Annotated in this window: 22 protein-coding genes; 11 read left to right on the top strand and 11 right to left on the bottom strand. The window is 63.6% G+C overall.

The window, feature by feature from the left end:
• Positions 1-43 precede the first annotated feature (43 nt).
• On the bottom strand, positions 44-859 hold the full coding sequence (ubiG, locus tag HUN39_RS16145; RefSeq protein WP_210267016.1) for a bifunctional 2-polyprenyl-6-hydroxyphenol methylase/3-demethylubiquinol 3-O-methyltransferase UbiG: 816 nt from the start codon (positions 857-859) through the stop codon (positions 44-46).
• 165 nt (positions 860-1,024) lie between these two features.
• On the opposite strand from ubiG, the gene HUN39_RS16140 reads away from it, so the two are divergent.
• The 3 genes from HUN39_RS16140 to HUN39_RS16130 all read left to right on the top strand — a co-directional run bounded on the left by HUN39_RS16140 (position 1,025) and on the right by HUN39_RS16130 (position 3,279).
• Positions 1,025-2,257 (top strand): aspartate kinase, encoded by a 1,233-nt coding sequence (locus HUN39_RS16140; RefSeq protein ID WP_175095499.1) that lies wholly within the window; start codon positions 1,025-1,027, stop codon positions 2,255-2,257.
• An 80-nt stretch (positions 2,258-2,337) separates the two neighbouring features.
• The gene (locus tag HUN39_RS16135; protein ID WP_175095498.1) at positions 2,338-2,769 is read left to right on the top strand and encodes a hypothetical protein; all 432 of its coding nucleotides are present in this window, start codon (positions 2,338-2,340) and stop codon (positions 2,767-2,769) included.
• Positions 2,770-2,898: 129 nt separating this feature from the next.
• The gene (locus tag HUN39_RS16130; RefSeq protein ID WP_175095497.1) at positions 2,899-3,279 is read left to right on the top strand and encodes a DUF2267 domain-containing protein; all 381 of its coding nucleotides are present in this window, start codon (positions 2,899-2,901) and stop codon (positions 3,277-3,279) included.
• Between the two features lie 3 nt (positions 3,280-3,282).
• Here HUN39_RS16130 and murJ read toward each other — a convergent pair whose 3' ends face one another.
• From murJ to HUN39_RS16115, 3 genes are all read right to left on the bottom strand, one after another.
• Positions 3,283-4,812, bottom strand: coding sequence for a murein biosynthesis integral membrane protein MurJ (gene murJ / locus HUN39_RS16125; protein ID WP_175095496.1), 1,530 nt, complete (start codon positions 4,810-4,812; stop codon positions 3,283-3,285).
• A gap of 40 nt (positions 4,813-4,852) precedes the next feature.
• Positions 4,853-5,266, bottom strand: a complete 414-nt coding sequence (locus HUN39_RS16120; RefSeq protein WP_175095495.1) for a hypothetical protein — start codon at positions 5,264-5,266, stop codon at positions 4,853-4,855.
• Between the two features lie 82 nt (positions 5,267-5,348).
• On the bottom strand, positions 5,349-6,311 hold the full coding sequence (locus HUN39_RS16115; RefSeq protein WP_175095494.1) for a glycosyltransferase family 2 protein: 963 nt from the start codon (positions 6,309-6,311) through the stop codon (positions 5,349-5,351).
• 91 nt (positions 6,312-6,402) lie between these two features.
• Here HUN39_RS16115 and HUN39_RS16110 point away from each other — a divergent pair, with 91 nt between their 5' ends.
• On the top strand, positions 6,403-7,284 hold the full coding sequence (locus HUN39_RS16110) for a ChbG/HpnK family deacetylase (RefSeq protein WP_175095493.1): 882 nt from the start codon (positions 6,403-6,405) through the stop codon (positions 7,282-7,284).
• On the opposite strand, the gene HUN39_RS16105 is transcribed toward HUN39_RS16110, so the two are convergent.
• The 5 genes from HUN39_RS16105 to nadA form a co-directional block, all read right to left on the bottom strand.
• The gene (locus HUN39_RS16105) at positions 7,278-7,988 is read right to left on the bottom strand and encodes a class I SAM-dependent methyltransferase (protein ID WP_232366155.1); all 711 of its coding nucleotides are present in this window, start codon (positions 7,986-7,988) and stop codon (positions 7,278-7,280) included. The two genes, HUN39_RS16110 and HUN39_RS16105, sit on opposite strands and share 7 nt — an antisense overlap.
• A 186-nt stretch (positions 7,989-8,174) precedes the next feature.
• Entirely contained in the window at positions 8,175-9,026 is an 852-nt protein-coding gene (gene nadC / locus HUN39_RS16100; RefSeq protein WP_175095491.1) for a carboxylating nicotinate-nucleotide diphosphorylase, read from the bottom strand.
• On the bottom strand, positions 9,023-10,567 hold the full coding sequence (locus HUN39_RS16095; RefSeq protein ID WP_175095490.1) for an L-aspartate oxidase: 1,545 nt from the start codon (positions 10,565-10,567) through the stop codon (positions 9,023-9,025). Before HUN39_RS16095 ends, nadC begins: the two co-directional genes overlap by 4 nt.
• A gap of 6 nt (positions 10,568-10,573) precedes the next feature.
• A complete protein-coding gene (locus tag HUN39_RS16090; RefSeq protein WP_175095489.1) occupies positions 10,574-11,194 on the bottom strand; it encodes a DUF4202 domain-containing protein in 621 nt (206 codons plus the stop codon).
• Positions 11,195-11,232: 38 nt separating this feature from the next.
• On the bottom strand, positions 11,233-12,333 hold the full coding sequence (nadA, locus tag HUN39_RS16085; RefSeq protein WP_175095488.1) for a quinolinate synthase NadA: 1,101 nt from the start codon (positions 12,331-12,333) through the stop codon (positions 11,233-11,235).
• A gap of 241 nt (positions 12,334-12,574) precedes the next feature.
• Here nadA and HUN39_RS16080 point away from each other — a divergent pair, with 241 nt between their 5' ends.
• The 5 genes from HUN39_RS16080 to HUN39_RS16055 all read left to right on the top strand — a co-directional run bounded on the left by HUN39_RS16080 (position 12,575) and on the right by HUN39_RS16055 (position 15,731).
• Positions 12,575-13,525 carry an aspartate carbamoyltransferase catalytic subunit gene (locus HUN39_RS16080; RefSeq protein ID WP_175095487.1) on the top strand — a complete coding sequence of 317 codons (951 nt, stop codon included), beginning with the start codon at positions 12,575-12,577 and terminating at the stop codon, positions 13,523-13,525.
• A 35-nt stretch (positions 13,526-13,560) separates the two neighbouring features.
• Positions 13,561-13,974, top strand: coding sequence for a hypothetical protein (locus HUN39_RS16075; protein WP_175095486.1), 414 nt, complete (start codon positions 13,561-13,563; stop codon positions 13,972-13,974).
• A 185-nt stretch (positions 13,975-14,159) separates the two neighbouring features.
• On the top strand, positions 14,160-14,768 hold the full coding sequence (locus HUN39_RS16070) for a hypothetical protein (RefSeq protein WP_175095485.1): 609 nt from the start codon (positions 14,160-14,162) through the stop codon (positions 14,766-14,768).
• Between the two features lie 174 nt (positions 14,769-14,942).
• Complete coding sequence (locus tag HUN39_RS16060; RefSeq protein ID WP_210267015.1) at positions 14,943-15,533, top strand: pentapeptide repeat-containing protein; 591 nt, start codon at positions 14,943-14,945, stop codon at positions 15,531-15,533.
• A 21-nt stretch (positions 15,534-15,554) separates the two neighbouring features.
• Positions 15,555-15,731: a hypothetical protein gene (locus tag HUN39_RS16055; protein ID WP_175095484.1), complete on the top strand. Its 177-nt coding sequence runs from the start codon at positions 15,555-15,557 to the stop codon at positions 15,729-15,731.
• A gap of 3 nt (positions 15,732-15,734) precedes the next feature.
• On the opposite strand, the gene cysK is transcribed toward HUN39_RS16055, so the two are convergent.
• Positions 15,735-16,718 (bottom strand): cysteine synthase A, encoded by a 984-nt coding sequence (gene cysK, locus HUN39_RS16050; RefSeq protein WP_175095483.1) that lies wholly within the window; start codon positions 16,716-16,718, stop codon positions 15,735-15,737.
• Positions 16,719-16,748: 30 nt separating this feature from the next.
• On the bottom strand, positions 16,749-17,552 hold the full coding sequence (locus HUN39_RS16045; RefSeq protein ID WP_175095482.1) for a sulfite exporter TauE/SafE family protein: 804 nt from the start codon (positions 17,550-17,552) through the stop codon (positions 16,749-16,751).
• Positions 17,553-17,720: 168 nt separating this feature from the next.
• Between HUN39_RS16045 and HUN39_RS16040 the strand changes: the two genes are divergently transcribed.
• Positions 17,721-18,203 (top strand): RrF2 family transcriptional regulator, encoded by a 483-nt coding sequence (locus HUN39_RS16040; protein WP_123176196.1) that lies wholly within the window; start codon positions 17,721-17,723, stop codon positions 18,201-18,203.
• A gap of 77 nt (positions 18,204-18,280) precedes the next feature.
• The gene (locus HUN39_RS16035; RefSeq protein ID WP_175095481.1) at positions 18,281-18,985 is read left to right on the top strand and encodes a protein-L-isoaspartate O-methyltransferase family protein; all 705 of its coding nucleotides are present in this window, start codon (positions 18,281-18,283) and stop codon (positions 18,983-18,985) included.
• The last annotated feature ends 33 nt before the right edge of the window (positions 18,986-19,018 follow it).

Raw genomic sequence — 19,018 nt, 5'->3', positions numbered from 1 at the left:
GTTTTCGTTCTGGACGAAAGGGCCTTGTCCGCAAGCGGACAGTTCAGCCGCGGCGCGAGCGTTCCTCTTTTTTGGCGGCCATCAGATAATTAACGTCCGTATCGTGGCTTTTTCGCCAGCTTCTGGTCAGCGGCTGGAAGCTCATCCCGACACGATCGATTTCCCGCATGCCGCCGTGACGCACCCATGACGAGAGTTCGTCCGGGCGGATGAATTTGTCATGGTTATGGGTGCCTTTCGGCACCCAGCCGAGCACATATTCGGCGGCGACGATGGCCAGCAGATAGCTTTTCGTCGTCCGGTCGATCGTCGCCAGAAAGAGCAGCCCGCCGGGCTTCAGCAGCCGCCCCAGCATGGCGACGAACTCGCGGGGCCCTTCCACATGCTCGATGACTTCGAGCGCCGCCACCGCGTCGAACTGCTCGCCGGCCGCGGCGAGGTCTTCGGCGGTGATATTGCGATAATCGATGTCCAGCCCGGACGTTTCGGCATGTCGTTGCGCGATGGCGATGTTGTTGGGCGCGGGATCGACCCCGGTCACATGAGCGCCGAGCTGAGCCAGCGACTCGCTCAATATGCCGCCGCCGCAGCCGATATCGGCGATGCGTACGCCCTCCAGCGGTCGATCTCCCGGCGCGTTCAGCGCGCTGGCGTCATGTCGGATGAACCGGCGCACGTGATCGCGGATATAGGCGACCCGAATGGGATTGATCTCGTGGAGAATGCCCATTTTGCCATTCTTGTCCCACCAGAGCTCGGCCAGGCGGTTGAAACGCGCGACGTCTTCGGGGTCGACGCTGGCGGAATGGGGAGCGGACTGGTGGGGCAAGAGGAACCTCGCGAAGATGCGGAGAATCATGCGCAAGCTCCTCATCCTGAGGGGCGCGCAAAGCGCGCGCCTCGAAGGACAAGGAACTTGCGCATGAACCCTTGGCGGAGCGCTGCCGTTGACAGGTCCGCCGACGCGGACACATATAGCGCCGCTTCCTGCGGGACGCGAGCGCCTCGCCCATTTTCGGTCTTCATGTCACGCCTGGTTATGAAATTCGGCGGCACCTCGGTCGCCACCGTCGAACGCATCCACAATGTCGCGCGCCATGTGAAGCGCGAGGTGGATGCTGGGCGTGAGGTCGCTGTGGTGGTCTCGGCGATGGCCGGCAAGACCAATGAGCTTGTCGCCTGGTGCAAGGAGGCGGCGCCGCTTTGTGACCAGCGCGAATATGACGCGGTCGTCGCCTCGGGAGAACAGGTGACGGCCGGGCTTCTCGCCATGGCGTTGCAGAAGGCAGGGATGCCCGCGCGCTCCTGGCTCGGCTGGCAGGCGCCGATCTACACCAACTCCACGCATGGCGCGGCGCGGATCGAATCGATCGACGGCTCTGGCATCATTGAAGGCTTCAGCCGCGGTGAAGTCGCCGTCGTCGCCGGCTTTCAGGGCGTGCACCGTGAAACCGGGAGGATCACAACCCTCGGACGTGGCGGGTCGGACACGAGCGCCGTCGCCATCGCGGCGGCGATCAAGGCCAAGCGCTGCGATATCTATACGGACGTTGATGGCGTTTACACCACCGATCCGCGCGTCGTGCCGAAGGCGCGGCGCATGGACAAGATCGCTTTTGAAGAGATGCTGGAAATGGCGTCGCTTGGCGCGAAGGTCCTGCAGGTGCGCTCGGTCGAGGTCGCGATGGTGCATGGCGTGCAGACCTATGTGCGCTCGTCCTTCGACGACCCGGAAAACCCGGGGCAGGGGACGCTGATCTGCAACGAGGAGGACATTGTGGAAGCCCAGGTCGTCACAGGCATCGCCTTCTCGCGCGACGAAGCGCAGATCACGCTTCGGGGGGTCGCCGACAAGCCGGGCGTCGCGGCGGCGGTGTTCATGCCCTTGGCCGAGGCGGGAATAAACGTCGACATGATTGTGCAGGTCGTCTCCGAGGAGGGCATGACCGACATGACCTTCACCGTAGGAACCGCTGATTACGAGCGCGCCTTTGCAATCATCGAAAAGGTCAAGGACGCGATCGGCTTCGCGAGCATAACTGGCGAAAAGGACGTCGCCAAGATTTCCGCGATCGGAATCGGCATGCGCAGCCACGCCGGCGTGGCCGCACAGGCGTTTCGCGCTCTGTCACAGAAGGGCGTCAATATCCGCGCCATCACCACGTCGGAGATCAAATTTTCCGTGTTGATCGACGAGGCGTATACCGAACTCGCAGTTCGCACGCTGCACTCGCTCTACGGCCTCGACGCCGCTTAGTCGGCTGTATAGCGACGCTTGAAGGCCAGCGTCGCCGCGACATCTACAGCAACCACAATGGTTCGCGTGGAGGATGTCCAATGGAAGAGCTTACCAGTAGCGTCGTCTCCGAGACGAAACTCGATCCGACGGTCGCCAAAGCGGCCCTCGGCCTTGTACTCGGTTTCCTTCGCGACAAGGACACGACCGGCAATATGCAGGTCATGATCGCCAAGATGCCGCGCGCGCAGCAAGACATCGAGGCGGCGCAGTCGGTTCGCGACGGCGGCGTCACACAAGTCATCGAAGGCATGACGAGCTTTATCGGGCACGGCCGCGCCGATGTGAACATTCTTGCCGGACAGCTCGAAAAGCTCGGAATCAGCGAAGCTCAGACCGATGCTTTGGTGCGCGAAGTCGTGAAGCGCGCCGAAAATATCCTTGGCGCCGATGGCGCCGAGAAAATCAGGAACATTCTGCCCGCCCTGCGTGAGCGTACCGACTCGCCGACGGATCTGCGCAAACGGGCGTAACGGTCGGGCTGACGCGCGTCGCGCGCGTCAGCCATCCGGCGGGCGCATAAGCGTAATCGGAACGCTTGATTTTCCTTCCAGTCGCGGCGACAGTCCGGCGTCTTTCGGTTTGCGAAGGGGAGGCCTGCAATGGATGAACTGGTGGCGCGCGTCTCGGCGGCTCTTGGCGTTGACGCAGAGGTCGCCAGGACGGCGGTGGGTCTTGTTTTGGGATTTCTTCAAAAGGAATCGCGTGACGGCACCGTATCGGAGTTACTCGCTCAGCTTCCCGGCGCCCCTGAGGCGATCCAGTCCGCCGAATCCGCGGGCGGCGGCGGCGGGCTTGGGGGCTTGATGGGGGGCATGGGCGGGCTGATGGGCCTTGCCGCCAAGCTGAACGGCGCTGGCATCGATATGGGCCAGATTCCTACACTGGGTCATGAGATTTTCGGCTATGCCGAAGAGAAAGTCGGGCCGGAAAAGTTGCGGGAGATCGTCGATTCGATCCCAGGCATAGCGCAGTTCGTTTGATCCCTATCGTCTGAGGCTTGCGATCGTCACGCCGCTCGCGCGCAGCGCCCCGAGAAGGACGCCCGCGTATACGAGCGTGCCGACGACGGCGAGCGCGGTGAGCGCGACGAGATTGGCGAGAGCGCCGAAATGCGCGCCAAGAGCCAAGGCGGATGAACGCCCGAAAATGGCGATAGCGGCGAGAAAGGCGCAGGCGACAAACGTCGCGCCGAGCGTCTTCACGAAAATGGCGTCGAATCGCATTCCTTCCTGAGCGAGCGCGAGTCCGACGAGCGCGGCGAGGTTGATCCACAATCCGACGGACGTCGCCGTCGCAAGCCCGACCGCGCCGAGCGGTCCAAACAGCACGATCTTCAACGCGACATTCGCGGCGAGCGCCGCCAGCGCGATGAGCATCGGCGTTCTTGTGTCGCCGCGCGCCTGAAAACTCGCGCGCGCCGAGGCGATCAGCACGAGCGCCATCAGACCGGCGCCATAGGCGGCGAGCACGTCCCCGGCGGCGTAGGCGTCGGCCGCCGAGAATTTGCCGCGCTGGAAGAGCCCCGCGACGATCAACTCGGGGATCGTGTCGAAGGCGATAAAGAACGGCGCCGCCAGCGCGACGGTGAGCGCCATGGTTCGGCTCTGCGCGTGAAGCGCGCCCGCCTCATCGCCCGCCGCGAGCCGGCGGCTCATCTCCGGCAGCAGCACAGTGCCGGCGGCAATGCCGATCACGCCGACGGGAAGCTGGTACAACCGCTCCGCGTAAGAAATCGACGACACGCCGCCGTCGGGAAGCATTGATGAAAGAATTGTGTCGGCGAGCACGGCGATCTGCGGACTGGCCGCCCCGATGATCGCAGGCCCCAGGCGAATGAAGAAATCGCGCACGCGCGCCCAATGCGGCTTGCGCAAGCGTTGCAGGACGCCAATGCGCCGCGCCTGCCACATCAATAATCCGAGCTCCAGAACGCCCGAAACTGTGACGCCCCAACTCGCCGCATAGCCGGCGTTTGGAAAAAGGAAGGCGACGGCAAGCGCCGCCATCACGGAAAGATTCATCAGAACGGGGGCGAAGGCTGGAAGCGCGAAGCGGCCGCGCGCGTTCAGGACGCCCATGTGCAAGACGAAGAGCGTGATGAAAAGCAGATAGGGAAAGGTGATGCGCGTCAGATTGACGGCCAGCGCGAATTTTTCCGGCCGGTCGTCGAGGCCAGGCGCGATCAGAGAGACAAATTGGGGGGTCAACGCCCATACGATCGCGAGCAAGATGATCTGCGAGGCGAGGAGCAGGGTGTAGACTTCGCCGGCGAATTCCTCGGCCGCCGCGTCGCCCTTCTGCTCAATCGCCATGGAGTAAGATGGAACGAAAGCCGCATTGAACGCGCCTTCGCCGAAGATCGCGCGAAAGCTGTTGGGCAGGCGCTGGGCGATGAAGAAGGCGTCCGAGACGGCGCCCGCGCCCATGATCGCCGACTGCATGGCGAGCGACAGAAATCCCGTCACGCGCGAGAGCAGGGTGAAGCCGCCGACCGAGAGCAGATTGCGAATCATCGCAGTCGTCCTAGCAGGATTCCGTCAAGCCTGCGCTCGTTCAGTGCGGGCAGTGCAGGGAGTATCCGCCAGTGATCGTGGCAAGCTCGTCGCCTTCGCCCCGAGACCAGTGGATGTTGGCGCTGCGTCGGCATTTGTCGGAAATGTCGGCTCGGCGTTCGTATGTGGCGACGTCATTGTCGGCGTCGACCGTGAATCCGTCGTCGCGCAGTTCGACGATGAGATCTTCGACTTCCGTCGAACCCAGGTGAAAGCGTTTGGCGAGCCGCGCCTGGAAGAGCCGCTGGTCGGCCTCGGTTTTCGATTCGGGCAGGCCCTCGAGCAGGGTCGGCAGCGCGGGGGGCGCCACGAAGCGCCACATGCGGACGCCGAATGCGCCGAATAGCGCAATCAAGGCCGCGGCGATGATGATGTTCCTGCCGCGCAGTAGCGAACGGCCCGCATCGGTGCTCATGGATTAACGCCTCGTCCCCTGTGTGCAGTTGCAGCGCGTGACGCATCTGCGAAAGCCCGCCCGCTTTCAGTTTGTCGACGCCCTAGTCGCCCGCTTTGCCGTTGGTTGCTTCGTTCTCGCCCAGCCTCTCGGCGACGAGATAGAGCGGCCTTCCCTTTACCTCATTGAAGATGCGCGCGACATATTCGCCGAGCACGCCGAGCGAAATCAGCTGAACGCCGGAGAAGAAGGCGATCGAGACCACGAGAGTGGGAAAGCCCGGCGCATCCACGCCAAAAACCATGGTGCGGGCCCAGTAGTAGCCGGCCATGGCGATCGCGAAGGCGGAGATCGCTAAACCGACATAGGTCCACACCTTGAGCGGAATCGACGAGAACGACATCAGCCCGTCGAGCGCAAATCGCGCAAGCTGAACGAAATTGAATTTTGACGTTCCGCCGGTGCGGCCTTCCACGTCGAAGGGCACGCCGATCGATTTGAAGCCGATCCAGGCGAAGAGGCCCTTATTGAAGCGCGCGCGCTCGCGCATCGTCAGCAGCGCGTCGACCGCCTGCCGGTCGAGAAGGCGGAAGTCGCCGGCGCCCGGCGGCAGGCGCACGTCGCCAAAATTCTCCAGCAAACGGTAAAAAACATGCGTCAACGCCGCGCGCAGCTTGGGATCAGTCGCTCGGTCGATGCGCTCGCCGTAGACGTTCTTGTAGCCTTCTCGCCACTTCTCGATGAATTGCGGGATGACCTCCGGCGGGTGCTGGAGGTCGGCGTCCATGATGACGACCGCGCGGCCGAGCGTGTCGTCGAGCCCGGCGACGATCGCCACCTCCTTGCCGAAGTTGCGGGAAAGCGACAGGGCGCGAAAGCGTGGCTCCTCGGCGCAGAGGTCGCGTAATATCTCCAGACTCTCGTCGCTGGAGCCGTCGTCGACGAAGATCGCTTCATAGGAGACGTCGCATGCGTCAATGGCCGAGGCGAGTCTGGACGCTAGAGAGCGAAGATTTTGCGCTTCGTTGAAGACGGGGATCACGAACGATAGATCGGGCCTGTTCATGGCGGCGTTTAAACCAATATTTATAGGCGGAGCATAGGATTAACAGGCGCAGCATAGGCGAAGTCGCCTGGGCGGCGCAGAGGAGCGGGCGATGGTTGATAACCAGATTGTTGCGGTATGCGCGGACGATTACAGCCTGTCTTATGGGGTTAGCGCCGGCATTTTGGAAGCGCTCGACGCGGGGAGGCTCACTGCGGTTTCGGCTTTGGTGAATGGTCCCCGCTGGCCCGCCATGGGGCTAGAGCTGTCTCGCCGCGCGCAAAACGCGGACGTCGGCCTGCATTTCAATCTCACCCTGGGCCGGCCTCTCACGCCGATGCCAAAGTTCGCGCCCAATGGAGAGTTCCCCCCGCTTGCCAAAGTTGTCCAGATGGCTTTCGGCCGGCGGTTGCCAATGGACGAGATCCGCGCCGAGATCGATCGGCAGTTCGACCGGTTCGAAGCGGTGATGGACCGTCCGCCGGACCATGTCGATGGCCACCAGCATATTCACGTCCTTCCTGGGATCAGGACGGCGCTGCTTGACGCGATGGAGGCGCGAAAGCTCGGCGGCCGGACCTGGGTTCGCGACGCCGGGGATGGCTTACATCGCATTCTTGCGCGCGGCGCCAACGCCCGCAAGGCGCTCTCGGCGCTCTCGCTTGCCAGCGGCTTTCGCCAGGAGGTGCGCCAGCGCGGCTTCGGCGTCAACGACGGCTTCGCCGGATTCTCGGATTTTCACCCGAGCTTTGACTATGCGAGAATCTTTCAAAGCTATCTTCGAGCGCCAGGCCGAAGACATCTCATCATGTGCCATCCAGGCCATGTCGACGAAGAGCTGTGCAAGCTCGATCCGGTGACGATCACGCGTGAGCAGGAACTCGCTTTCCTGCTGTCGACGCGACTGCCGGAGATGCTGGAGAAGCGCGGCCTGCGTTTGGGTCGTCTGTCGCAGGCGGACCGGAACCTAAGCGCCGAAGCGGCGCCTCAGTAGATCCCTTCGAAGGAGATCGGCGCCCGTTTCTTGCCGTCCTCCAAATAGATGTCTTTCAAAAACGACGCGCGTCGGCGGTTGAAGGCCTGCAGCCACCAGCCGTCGCCCAGCGGATCGAAGACCGGAGCGTCGGTTCGGCGGAAGATCGCGGTCGAGCCGATAAACTCCAACTTTTCGAACATGTGATCTTCGCTCAGGAAGTCCGCGAGCCGGCTGATGGTGGGAATATGAATGTCGTCGATGACGAGCAGCCCGTCCGTCTTCAGGTGCGGATAGAAGTAATAATATTCGAGCTCGGGGAACGGAAAGCCGTGCGGACCGTCGATCAGGACGAGGTCGTAGCGATAATGGTCTTCGTGTCGCGGCAGCGTGAGCTGAGTTGGCCCAAAGACAAGGTCGAGGCGGTCCGGACGCGTCGCGGGACAGTTCAAGAAATAGTCGACGCTGGACGCTTTCTGCCCGCGATCGTCAAAGCAGAAAACCTTGTGCCGTTCGGCGATGCGCGAAAGAAAGATCGTGGATTTTCCGCAGCCCGTTTCGGCCGAAAAGATCTCGGATCCGGTCAGCAACCGCTCGATGCGCAGTAAGGTGCGCAGGGGCATCGAGCCCGCGCTGTGGGCGAAGCCGAAGGCGCGCTCATAGTCGCCGATTTCGGCGGCAATATTTTTGTCGCGCGTCGCCTGGGCCCGCAGGGGCGACGGCATGGACGAGAGCGGAGAGCTCCAAAGCCTTCGCCGCACTCGATTGATCAGCTTGCGGGCGAAGAATGAGGGCATGGCTCAGGAAGTTTCTCGAGAGTCCGCGGAACGGTTGACGGCTTATAGCAGCGCGCGCCTCGACAAGGAAGCGGTCGGCCGCAGCCAGGTGCTTTAGTCCCGGCGCCGAATACTTCAAACGAATTCAATATCTAAGCCGAAATCGAAGACCGGCGCGGAGTGCGTCAGCGCGCCAACTGAAATAAAGTCGACGCCGGTTTTCGCGATTTCCGTCACGCTGGCGAGCGTGACGCCGCCCGAGGCTTCACAGATCATCCGGCCGCCGACGAGCGCCACGGCGCTGCGCAGATCGTCGAGCGTCATATTGTCGAGCAGCACGGCGTCCGCCCCCTCGTCGAGGACCTCGCGCAGCTGGTCGAGCGTATCGACTTCGACCTCGATTTTGACGAGATGGCCAATATTCCGCTTGGCGGCTCTGAGCGCCGGGACGACGCCGCCCGCGACGGCGACGTGGTTATCCTTGATGAGCACGGCGTCGTCGAGGCCGAAGCGGTGATTGACGCCGCCGCCGCATCGCACGGCGTATTTCTCCAAGGCGCGCAACAAGGGCGTCGTTTTGCGCGTGTCGCAGATTCGCGCGGATGTGCCGGCGACGGCGCTGACGTAGCGCGCCGTGAGCGTGGCGACGCCGGACAGCCGGCCAAGAAAATTGAGCGCAACCCGCTCGGCGGAGAGAATGGGCCGGGCCGCGCCGGAAATGATAGCTGCGAGCGTTCCGGGCTCGATGCGGGCGCCATCGGCCGCCTGCGCTTCGAAGATGATCTCTCGGTCCATCAGCGCGAAGGCGGCGCGCGCCGCCTGAAGTCCTGCGACCACCCCCGAATCGCGCGCGACAATCCCCGCCCGGGCCTGCGCGCGCCGGGGGATGGTCGCCTGCGTCGTGACGTCGCCGGCGCGGCCCAAATCTTCGGCGAGCGCGGCGCGAACCGACTCCTCGATCAGCATCGGGGGCAAATCGGGGATCATGACTCAGCCTCGTCGGCGATGCGCAGGACGGCGTCGAGCGTCGTGAGCGAGCGGCGCGCGAGCGCGGGGTCCGGCAGCGGAAAGTCGGAGCGGAAATGCGCGCCGCGGCTCTCGCGTCGTTGGAGCGCGGCCGCCGCGATGAACAGACCCGTCGTCAACATATTGCGCGCCTCAATGTCGCTCGTTCGCGAGATCATGCGCCGGATCGACCTTACCGCGACCGCGAGCCCGGCGCCGTTGCGGATGACGCCCACATTCGCCGACATCAGATCGCGCAGTTCTTCGATGACCGCGAAATCACGATCGCGCGGCACGGGCTCGATGCGCTCCGCCTTCGGGCGCCATTCGACCGGCAAGAGCGGCGTCGCGAGCACGTCCGCAGCGACGCGGGCGCCAAAAACGATCGCCTCGAGAAGAGAATTGGAGGCGAGCCGGTTCGCGCCGTGAACGCCGGTCGAAGCGACTTCGCCGACCGCCCAGAGGCCATCGAGCTTCGTGCGCCCGCGGTCGTCGGTCCAGACTCCCCCCATATGGTAATGCGCCGCTGGCGCAATCGGGATAAGTTCGCGCGAAGGATCAATCCCGGCGCTCATGCAACTTGCGTAAACGGTCGGAAAGCGCGTCGGGAATTCGGCGCCGATGGCCGAACGGGCGTCGAGAAACGCGCCCTTTCCTGCCTTGACGCTGGCGAAAACGCCGCGGGCGACAATGTCGCGCGGCGCAAGCTCCCCATTGGGATCGATGTCGAGCATGAAGCGTCGGCCATCCCGATCCACGATCGTCGCGCCCTCGCCGCGCAGAGCCTCGGTCGCCAGCGGCGCCGGATCGGCGTCAATGTCGATCGCCGTCGGGTGAAATTGAACAAACTCCGCGTCAGCGATCAGCGCGCCCGCCCGCGCCGCCATGGCGACGCCGATGCCGCGCGCCTCCAACGGATTGGTCGTGACCCGGTACAGATGGCCAACTCCGCCCGTCGCGAGAATGAGCGCCGCACAGGGCGTCTCGTGGATCATGCCGGCGTGGTCGCGGGCGCGCACGCCAACCGCGCGACCCCCGCGCACCACGATCTCCTGCGCGGAATAGCCTTCGACGATGTGGATCGATGGGGTTCTGGCGACTTCCTTGGCCAGAATGTCCATGATCGCCCGCCCGGCGACATCGCCCTGGACGCGCACGATGCGCCGACGCGAATGCGCCGCCTCCTGGGATGGGAGAAAGCCGCCGAGCGCCGACCGATCGAAGGGCGTTCCCATCGCCGCGAGGTCTTCGACGCGCGCGCGCGCTTCTTGCGCCATGCCGAGCGCGATGTCGCGTTCGACGAGGCCGCCGCCCGCCGCCACCGTGTCGTCGGCGTGGCTTTCCGGCGTGTCGCCTTCTTCGACGGCCGCGGCGATGCCGCCTTGCGCCCAAAAGGACGAGCCGCTGTATCCGACGGGCGTCGGCGCGAAGATCGCCACGGGCGTTGGCGCCAGTTTCAGCGCGCAGAACACGCCTGCGAGCCCGCCGCCGACGATGAGGATGGGAGGCAAATTCTCGCGCATCGACGCCTAGTCGACCGCGACTGCGGCGAGCCGCGCGAGCGCGGCGGCCTCACGGGCGATCGCCGCTTCGACCAGGCTGCACGCGCGCGGCGGCAAGGGCAGGGCGAGCGCCGCCGCATGACCCTTGGGCGACATTTTGCACAATGTCTTGCCGAGAATGTCGACGAGCTTGTCGTCGGCATACTCCCGGTGCTTTTCGAGAAATTCGTCGAAGTAATGCTCGAGAAAAACAATCGCAGCGATGTTTTCGAGCGCCTGCGACTCAGGGTCTTTCTTGAGCTGTTCCTTACGAATCAACGCGCCGACATGCGCGACGGCCGCTTCGTCGTAGCCATGCGCCCGCATGATCTCCGCAACCAGATTGGCGTGGTGAATGCGGCAGGCGCGCCGCCAATCGTTATAGCCGCGACGGCCTTCCTCATAAGTCGCGCGCGCGATCTCCCAGCGCCGCAGATGTTGCGCGCGCGTCGCAATCTTGAGCAGATCGGAGGCGTCGGGGTAGAGCGCGGCAAGCCGCGCGCTCATGCGCTCGGCGTAAACCAGCTCAAAGGCTCGGCCCTCGACGCGGCGCGGATCGTCGGCATTGGCGGCGTCGATGGCCGCAATCGTCGCATCGAGCGCCAGCATTGTCCGCCCTGTTCAAGTCAGGCCAAGCGGCCCGCAGTCTAGCCTAGATCAATCATGCGTTGCACGCTGCGGCGCGCGCGCTCGGCCACTGCGGGGTCAACGGTCACTTCTTCGCGGACGTAAAGCAGGCTGTCGAGGATTTTCGGCAGCGTGATGCGCTTCATATGCGGGCAGAAGTTGCACGGCCGCACGAATTCGACGTCCGGCGTTTCGGCGGCGACATTGTCGGCCATCGAGCATTCGGTGACGAGCAGCACGCGGGCCGGCTTCCTGCTGCGCACAAAATCGATCATCGCCGCCGTCGAGCCGGCGAAGTCTGAGACCTCGATCACCTCGCGCGGACATTCCGGATGCGCGAGCACCTGCACGCCGGGATGATCGGCGCGATAGTTCTCGATCTCTTCGGCGGTGAAGCGCTCATGCACCTCGCAAGCGCCGCTCCATGCGATGATTTCCACTTTCGTCTGCGCGGCGACGTTCTGCGCCAGATAGCGGTCGGGAACCATGATCACGCGCTCGGCGCCGAGGCTCTCGACGACCTTGACCGCGTTCGACGAGGTGCAGCAGATGTCGACCTCTGCCTTCACGTCGGCTGAGGTGTTGACATAGGCGACGATGGGAACGCCAGGATATTGCTTGCGGAGGGCCCGCACGTCGGCGCCGGTAATCGACTCGGCGAGTGAGCAGCCCGCTTTCATGTCCGGGGTGAGCACGACCTTGTTCGGATTGAGCAGCTTCGACGTTTCGGCCATGAAATGCACGCCGCCCTGAACGATGATGTCGGCGTCGGATTTCGCGGCAAGCTTGGCGAGCTGCAGGCTGTCGCCGATGTGATCGGCGACGCAGTGGTAGATCTCCGGCGTCATGTAGTTATGCGCAAGGATGGTGGCGTTGCGCACATGTTTGAGATCGTTGATCGCCTTCACGTAAGGGGCGTGGAACGGCCACTCGACGGGCGGAATGACTCGCGCCACGCGTTCGTAAAGATGCGCGGTCGCGGCCTGGACCTCCGGCGTCCATTCCAGAGCGGGGCGGGGCAGGGCCGGAAAGCGGCCGCGTGGGCCAACGCCAAGGGCGTTCGCCGGAGGCTCGCGCCTCGCGCTCGGCGCGCTTCGGACGTCGCTGGTCAGGAGTGTCATCGTTTGGCGCCTTTCGCTTATACTCAGAATGAGTATAAGTAGCCCCCATAAAATCTCCGAGGCGGATACCGCTCGGAGCGCTCAAGCTTCCAAGATTAAGCCGCGGATGAGGATCTCGCAACTTCGTCGCGCAAGACATGTGCTCGGCCCGAGTATATGTCAAGGGAAGGACGGGCGAGGGACGGCTCTGCGCTCGGCGGATGGCGCTTTCGGCGCTGGCCAAAACTGCTATAGACGGCGCATGCAATCAGGGGCGACGCCAGCTTCTTTCCCGCACCGCCACCTTCTCGGCATTGAGGGATTGACCCGTCCTGACATCGTCACCCTCCTCGACATGGCCGAGGAGGCGATCGAAGTGTCGCGGCGGGTCGACAAGAAGCGTTCGAGTTTGCGCGGGCGGACGCAAATCAATCTGTTTTACGAATCGTCAACGCGCACGCAGGCGTCCTTCGAGATCGCCGGCAAGCGTCTGGGCGCGGACGTGATGAACATGTCGGTCGCGCGCTCCTCGGAGTCGAAAGGCGAGACGCTGATCGACACGGCGATGACGCTGAATGCGATGCGGCCGGATATCATCGTGGTTCGCCATGCGCATGCCGGCGCGGCGCATCTTCTGGCGCGCAAGGTCGACTGTTCCGTCGTCAACGCCGGCGACGGCGCGCATGAACATCCCACTCAGGCGCTGCTCGACGCGCTGACGATCAGGCGAAATAAGGGCCGTATCGAAGGGCTGACGATCGCGATTTGCGGCGACATTCTCCATTCGCGCGTCGCCCGCTCAAACATCCTGCTGCTTGGCGCGCTTGGCGCCCGGGTGCGTGTCGTCGGGCCTTCGACGCTTGCGCCGGACAGTCTTTCGCGGCTGGGCGTCGAGGTGTTTCACGACATGAGGCGCGGACTTGACGGCGCGGACATCGTTATGATGCTGCGCCTTCAGCGCGAGCGCATGAGTGGCGCGATGACGCCGAGCGCCCGCGAATATTTCCATTTCTTCGGGCTGGATGAAGAGAAGCTGGCCTATGCGGCGCCCGATGCGCTGGTCATGCATCCCGGGCCGATGAATCGCGGCGTGGAAATCGACACCGCCGTCGCCGACAGCGCGCGCTCGCTTATTCGCGAACAGGTCGAGATGGGCGTTGCGGTGCGCATGGCGGTGCTCGAAGCGCTCGCGCAGCACCTGCCAAATGTGTAAGCTTCTCCAAAATCAATGATCGTAGGGGAGTAGAAATGATCAAGCTCATCCGCTTTGTTGGGCTCATCATGCAGTCAATCTTGATCGAGTTTTTACACGTCTTCGGCCTCGTGGCGTTTCTTCTCGCCGCAGCGCTCGGGTATTTTCGGCTGCCGTCCTGGCTCGTGCCAATCGTCGGCATTATCTGTGGAATCATCGCCGACAAATTTATTGACCAGACCGAAGTCATCGCCCTTCTCGAACGGGCGGCGTCCGCCAATCAGCGCGGCGGCTTCCTGGTGATCGTCTACATCGTTATTGTCGCCGTCGGCTATGTCACAGGCGCTTATGCGCGCGCGACGGTGCATCGCCGCAAGATCGCGCAGGCGACGCCGACCCCCGTGGCGAAGCAGCCGCAGGCGGCCAAGCAGCCGCAAAAGCGCAACAAAAGCGGATCGTCGAAGGCCTGAGGAATGCGCGCCGATTTTCGGCGCGTTTCCGTCACAGCCCTTCGAACAGCGCCGTGGAAAGATAGCGTTCGGCGAAAGAGGGAGGCTTGCGGCGTCGACGCTTCGCTTTGTAAGCTATTGTCGACGCCGACCCTGACGCGCTCAATCGTCGTTTGGCCTGCGCGTCGGACGTTTTGGGCGGCGCCATGACGTATTTTTTAAGAGCTTGCGCATTTCTCCTCGTGTTGCTGGCCGCGCCCTCGGCGCGCGCCTGCTCCTGCCCGTCGCCGGTCGTGAAGGACTGGGCGGGGAATCTGCGCCATGCGGATGTCGTCGCTGATTACGTCGTCGAGAAGCTGCGGCCGGGGTCCGACCTTTCCTACAAAATCGCGACCGTCAAAGTCACCCGGGGCTGGAAAGGCGCGAAGACCGGCGCGCGCCTCGATGTCGAATTCGGCGGCGAAGACAGCTGCCCGACACCCATTCCCCAGATCGGCGAGACGGCCCAAAAGGCGCCCTTAATTCTGCTGAAACGGGCTCGCGTGGCTCGCTATTTGTCGCCCATCTGTCTTGGCGGCATGTCGGCGTCGGTTGTCGAGAATTTCGCCGCCGAACGCGAAGCTCTGGAGGCGAAAGCGCGCGCCGCGCCGGATGACGCCGACGCGCAGCTCGCGCTCCTCGCGCATTTTCTCTATTGGCAGGAGCCTGCGCTCGCCCTTCCGCTCGCGAAGGAGGTCGCGCGTCGATGGCCCGATCGTCCGCTGGCTCAGCTGCATCTCGCCGAAGCGCTCACGGCGACTGGAAAGCCCGACTAAGCGTACGCCGCGAAACGCAAACTGTGGGGGTCGCGCGGGCTGCGGGCGCGTGTGGAATTGCTCGCAATAAAGCTGGAGCAGGCGTACAAAAGGACGTCTGAAGCCGCCAGAACCAGCATTTTCCCGCTCAACGGTCGGAACGATTTCAGCCGCTCCGATCTAGCGAACAGTATTTTGAGCCATGCGCTTTTTAGTCCTAATTTCGATGCGCGCGGATCAGATTTCACCGGCGCACGATTTACCGATGTCGGCTTCAAGGGGGGCGATTTCGTCGGAGCCCGATTGAACAAGGCGTTCTTCGAGTTCGTCGAATTCAACGCCGCCGATCTGTCGGGCGTCGAAGCCCTGGAGTTCACTTGCGTTTTATGCGCCTTCGCCGGAGCCGATCTTCGCGGCTTCGTCGCGCCGCAGGCGTCCCTCTTCCGCGCCGAGCTCGCGCGCGCCGACCTCTCCCGCGCCAGCTTGGAAGACGCGGATTTGCGTTATGCCGACCTGCGCGCCGCGCGGCTGGTCGGGACGAAGCTCGATGGAGCCAATCTTTCCGAAGCTAATTTGCGGGAGGCGACGTTAGACGGAACGTCGCTTCGCGGCGCCAATCTCCGCAACGCCAATTTGAGCGGCGTCGACATGCGCGGCGCCGATCTGTCGCGTGCGGACCTGTCCGGCGCGAATTTAAAAAGCGCGTCGGTGGATTGCGCGACGAAGTTTCCCGAGGGGTTCGACGGCTCGAGGTTTGCGCTCATTCGCACGCAAGCATGCCGATAAGAAAAGCCGCTCATCGCCAGAGTGCGAGTAGCGGTCGGAATCCTCGACTTCGCTTTTGCGCGAAAGCTCGTCTCGCTCGGCGCCTCCAACAAACTCGAGGACGACTGCGCCAATGCGATCGCGCTTTATCTCTCCGACTCATGCAAGGCCGGCATGGCGAAGGCGGGCTTCGCCTATGAATGCCCGCCCGCGCCGTGACTGTCACAGCCCTTCGAACAGCGCCGTCGAGAGATAGCGCTCGGCGAAGGACGGGATGATCAGAACGATATTCTTGCCGGCGGCCTCGGGGCGCCCGGCGATCTCCAAGGCGGCGGCGACGGCGGCGCCCGACGAGATGCCCACCGGAATCCCCTCTGTCCGAGCGAGCAACCGCGCCGTCTCGAACGCCGTCTGGTTGCCGATGGTGATGATCTCGTCGATGACGCTGCGATCGAGAATGGGCGGCACGAAGCCCGCGCCGATGCCCTGAATCTTGTGCGGACCGGGCGGTCGTCCCGAAAGCACGGCTGAATCTTCGGGCTCCACGGCCACGACGCGCACGCCGGGCCGGCGCGCCTTCAGCGCCTGGCCGACGCCGGTGATCGTGCCGCCAGTGCCGACGCCCGACACGAAATAGTCGACCTCGCCATTCGTGTCGTTCCAGATTTCCTCGGCCGTCGTTGCGCGGTGAATCTCGGGGTTGGCTGGATTCTCGAACTGCTGGGGAATGACGGCGCCGGGATTCTCGGCGGCAAGTTCCGTGGCCTTGGCGAGCGCGCCCTTCATGCCCTGCGACGCGGGGGTGAGCACCAGCTCCGCGCCGAGCAGGGCCAGCATCTTGCGCCGCTCGATCGACATGGATTCCGGCATGACAAGAATAAGTCGATAGCCGCGCGCGGCGGCGACGAAGGCGAGAGCGATGCCCGTGTTTCCGGACGTGGGTTCGATGAGCACCGATTTGCCCGGCGTGATCCTGCCGCTCTTTTCGAGCGCCTCGATCATGCTCACGCCGATTCGGTCCTTGACGCTCGCGATCGGGTTGAAGAATTCAAGTTTGGCGAGGAGATTCGCCTTTACGCCGCGCTCTCGCGCGAACCGATCGAGCCGGACGAGCGGCGTATCGCCGATCGTCTGTGTGATGGAATCATAGATTCGGCCTCGGCCAGGTTTGGCCGGCGGCGTGAAGCTCGGTGCTGCCTGCGACATGTTTCGCCCCCAGGGATAGAAGAATGAGGTCTAGATTGAGAGTTTGATTCCGACCAGAGCCATGACGCTCGCAAGAGCCGGCCGCAGGTAGTGGTCGGGAACCCGAGTAGCGAAATGGGCGCCAATGGCGATGCCTGGAAGAGACCCGATGAGGAGCGAAACAAGCAGCAACCAGTCGACGCCGCCCATCAGCCAGTGCCCGAAGCCGGCAATCAGCGTCAGCGGCACGGCGTGGGCGATATCGGAGCCGATAAGACGCGCCGTCGGCGTGTGCGAATACAGCGCCAGCAGCACGGTCATGCCGATCGCCCCCGCGCCGACCGAAGAGATCGAGACCAGTACGCCGAGAAGAACGCCGAGAATCGCCGTCAGCCACAGCAAGCGCCGATCGCTCATGTCGTTCGTGTGTCTCGCGATGTGATCGAGGATCCACCGCCGAAAGAGAATTGAGAAGGCGGTCAGCAGCAGCGCGAATCCAAGCGCCGAGGTGATGAGCCCATTGGCCGCATGGCCGCCGGACTTGCCGAGCCACGAGAGGACGAGAAGACTCGCGATGCTCGCAGGCACGCTGCCGTAGGCCAGCCGGCGGGTGATGCGCCAGTCGACGGTGCCGTGCAGGGCGTGAACGAGCGTGCCATTCGTCTTGGTTACGGCGGCGTAAAGCAGGTCGGTGCCAACGGCGGTTGTCGGGGGCACGCCAAAAACCAGCATCAGGATCGGCGTCATCAGCGAGCCGCCGCCGACGCCCGTGAATCCGACAAGCGCGCCTACGAAGAAGCCAGAAGCGGAGTAGAGAAGATTGATCGCGCTTAGCGCGTCCAACAAGGCGGGCATTTCTTTCTTTCGTCGGCGATGCTAATTTTACTCTATAAATCTTGTCAACTTTGTCAATTCTGCCACGCGCCAGATTTTGGGAAAAGGTGAACATGCCGGTCGACTGCGGTAGTATGCCGGCGCAACAGGGCGTCCGGTTCGGACCTGGGCCCAAAGGTCATAACGGGAATGCTGACGAAAAAAGCTAAGTATGGCCTCAAGGCCATGGTTCATCTGGCGGGGGTGCGGCCGGGAGAAACCGCATTGGTCGCGGATATCGCCGCCTCGAATCAGATTCCAAAGAAGTTTCTCGACGCAATTTTGGGCGAGCTGCGCAACGCGGGCTTCGTTCATTCGAAAAAAGGCAAGGGCGGCGGCTATATGTTGGCGCGGCCGCCTTCAGACATAGGCGTCGGCAATATTGTGCGCGCGCTCGATGGACCGCTGGCGCCCATCCAATGCGCAAGCAAAACGGTTTACCGTCGTTGCGACGACTGCACGGACGAGACGCGATGCGCGGTTCGCCTCGTCATGCTACGGGCGCGAGAGGCGATCGCCGAAGTGCTCGACAAGACGTCGCTTGAGCAGATGCGCGGATTGGGCGAGAGCGGCGACGGCGTCCGTCTGCTCGTCGGTGGGGAAGCTGCGCGCCAAGCCATGGACATGGCGTGAGCCGGCGCCTATAAAACGCCGGCGCGGTTCCGCGCCGCAGCATCTCCTCCAAGGGGCCGGCTAAGGCCGGAAAGCGAATGTTGGACAGGGTGGCGCAAGTGACGAAGACGGGCGAGGCGACAGCGACTTTGCGCCACACCATGGTCGAGCGCCAGCTTCGTCCGTTCGATGTGACCGATGTGCCGCTGCTTGAGCGCTTCCTCGAGACGCCACGCGAGATTTTCCTGCCGGATTCACTCGCCTCGCTCGCCTATTCGGATATGGCGATCTCCGTGAAGGGCGCCAGCGGACGCAAACGCAACCTGCTGCCGCCGCTCGTGCTGGCGCGGATGCTTCAAAGCGCCGACGTCAGAGCGACGGATAGAGTGCTCGATATTGGCGGCGTGGGGTATTCGTCCGCACTCCTCTCTGGCCTCGCCGACAAGGTTGTCGCTCTGGAATGCGATTCCGGTCTTGCCGCCTGCGCCAAGGCCGGCCTCGCAGCATTGGGCTGCGACAAAGTGCAATTCGAGCTGGGGCCTTTGGAAAAGGGCTTCGCAGGCGGCGCCCCGTACGATGTCATCATCGTTCAAGGCCGCGTTCAGGCAGGACTCGAGGCGTTGTTCGAACAGCTGACGCCCGATGGTCGGCTGCTGGCGATCGTCACGCCGGAGTCGCGCGCCGGCCAGCAGGTCGTGCGCTTCGAGCGCCAGGACGGCCGCTCGGCGGGCGAACTGCCGTTGTTCTCGGCGACGGCGCCGGTGCTCGATGGCTTCGAACAGGCGCCCGCCTTCAACCTCTAGCGCCGCCATTTCGCCTCAATCGCGTTCCTAGCG

This window comes from Methylocystis silviterrae, from assembly GCF_013350005.1.
Classification (GTDB): Bacteria; Pseudomonadota; Alphaproteobacteria; order Rhizobiales; family Beijerinckiaceae; genus Methylocystis; species Methylocystis silviterrae.
The sequence above is the reverse complement of the archived record's forward strand: the minus strand, read 5'-3'. Positions and strand labels throughout refer to the sequence as shown.

Coding starts and splice junctions, on each gene's coding strand:
- ubiG (WP_210267016.1), bottom strand. CDS start 859: ATGATTCTCCGCATCTTCGCGAGGTTCCTCTTGCCCCACCAGTCCGCT.
- HUN39_RS16140 (WP_175095499.1), top strand. CDS start 1,025: ATGTCACGCCTGGTTATGAAATTCGGCGGCACCTCGGTCGCCACCGTC.
- HUN39_RS16135 (WP_175095498.1), top strand. CDS start 2,338: ATGGAAGAGCTTACCAGTAGCGTCGTCTCCGAGACGAAACTCGATCCG.
- HUN39_RS16130 (WP_175095497.1), top strand. CDS start 2,899: ATGGATGAACTGGTGGCGCGCGTCTCGGCGGCTCTTGGCGTTGACGCA.
- murJ (WP_175095496.1), bottom strand. CDS start 4,812: ATGATTCGCAATCTGCTCTCGGTCGGCGGCTTCACCCTGCTCTCGCGC.
- HUN39_RS16120 (WP_175095495.1), bottom strand. CDS start 5,266: ATGAGCACCGATGCGGGCCGTTCGCTACTGCGCGGCAGGAACATCATC.
- HUN39_RS16115 (WP_175095494.1), bottom strand. CDS start 6,311: ATGAACAGGCCCGATCTATCGTTCGTGATCCCCGTCTTCAACGAAGCG.
- HUN39_RS16110 (WP_175095493.1), top strand. CDS start 6,403: ATGGTTGATAACCAGATTGTTGCGGTATGCGCGGACGATTACAGCCTG.
- HUN39_RS16105 (WP_232366155.1), bottom strand. CDS start 7,988: ATGCCGTCGCCCCTGCGGGCCCAGGCGACGCGCGACAAAAATATTGCC.
- nadC (WP_175095491.1), bottom strand. CDS start 9,026: ATGATCCCCGATTTGCCCCCGATGCTGATCGAGGAGTCGGTTCGCGCC.
- HUN39_RS16095 (WP_175095490.1), bottom strand. CDS start 10,567: ATGCGCGAGAATTTGCCTCCCATCCTCATCGTCGGCGGCGGGCTCGCA.
- HUN39_RS16090 (WP_175095489.1), bottom strand. CDS start 11,194: ATGCTGGCGCTCGATGCGACGATTGCGGCCATCGACGCCGCCAATGCC.
- nadA (WP_175095488.1), bottom strand. CDS start 12,333: ATGACACTCCTGACCAGCGACGTCCGAAGCGCGCCGAGCGCGAGGCGC.
- HUN39_RS16080 (WP_175095487.1), top strand. CDS start 12,575: ATGCAATCAGGGGCGACGCCAGCTTCTTTCCCGCACCGCCACCTTCTC.
- HUN39_RS16075 (WP_175095486.1), top strand. CDS start 13,561: ATGATCAAGCTCATCCGCTTTGTTGGGCTCATCATGCAGTCAATCTTG.
- HUN39_RS16070 (WP_175095485.1), top strand. CDS start 14,160: ATGACGTATTTTTTAAGAGCTTGCGCATTTCTCCTCGTGTTGCTGGCC.
- cysK (WP_175095483.1), bottom strand. CDS start 16,718: ATGTCGCAGGCAGCACCGAGCTTCACGCCGCCGGCCAAACCTGGCCGA.
- HUN39_RS16045 (WP_175095482.1), bottom strand. CDS start 17,552: ATGCCCGCCTTGTTGGACGCGCTAAGCGCGATCAATCTTCTCTACTCC.
- HUN39_RS16040 (WP_123176196.1), top strand. CDS start 17,721: ATGCTGACGAAAAAAGCTAAGTATGGCCTCAAGGCCATGGTTCATCTG.
- HUN39_RS16035 (WP_175095481.1), top strand. CDS start 18,281: ATGTTGGACAGGGTGGCGCAAGTGACGAAGACGGGCGAGGCGACAGCG.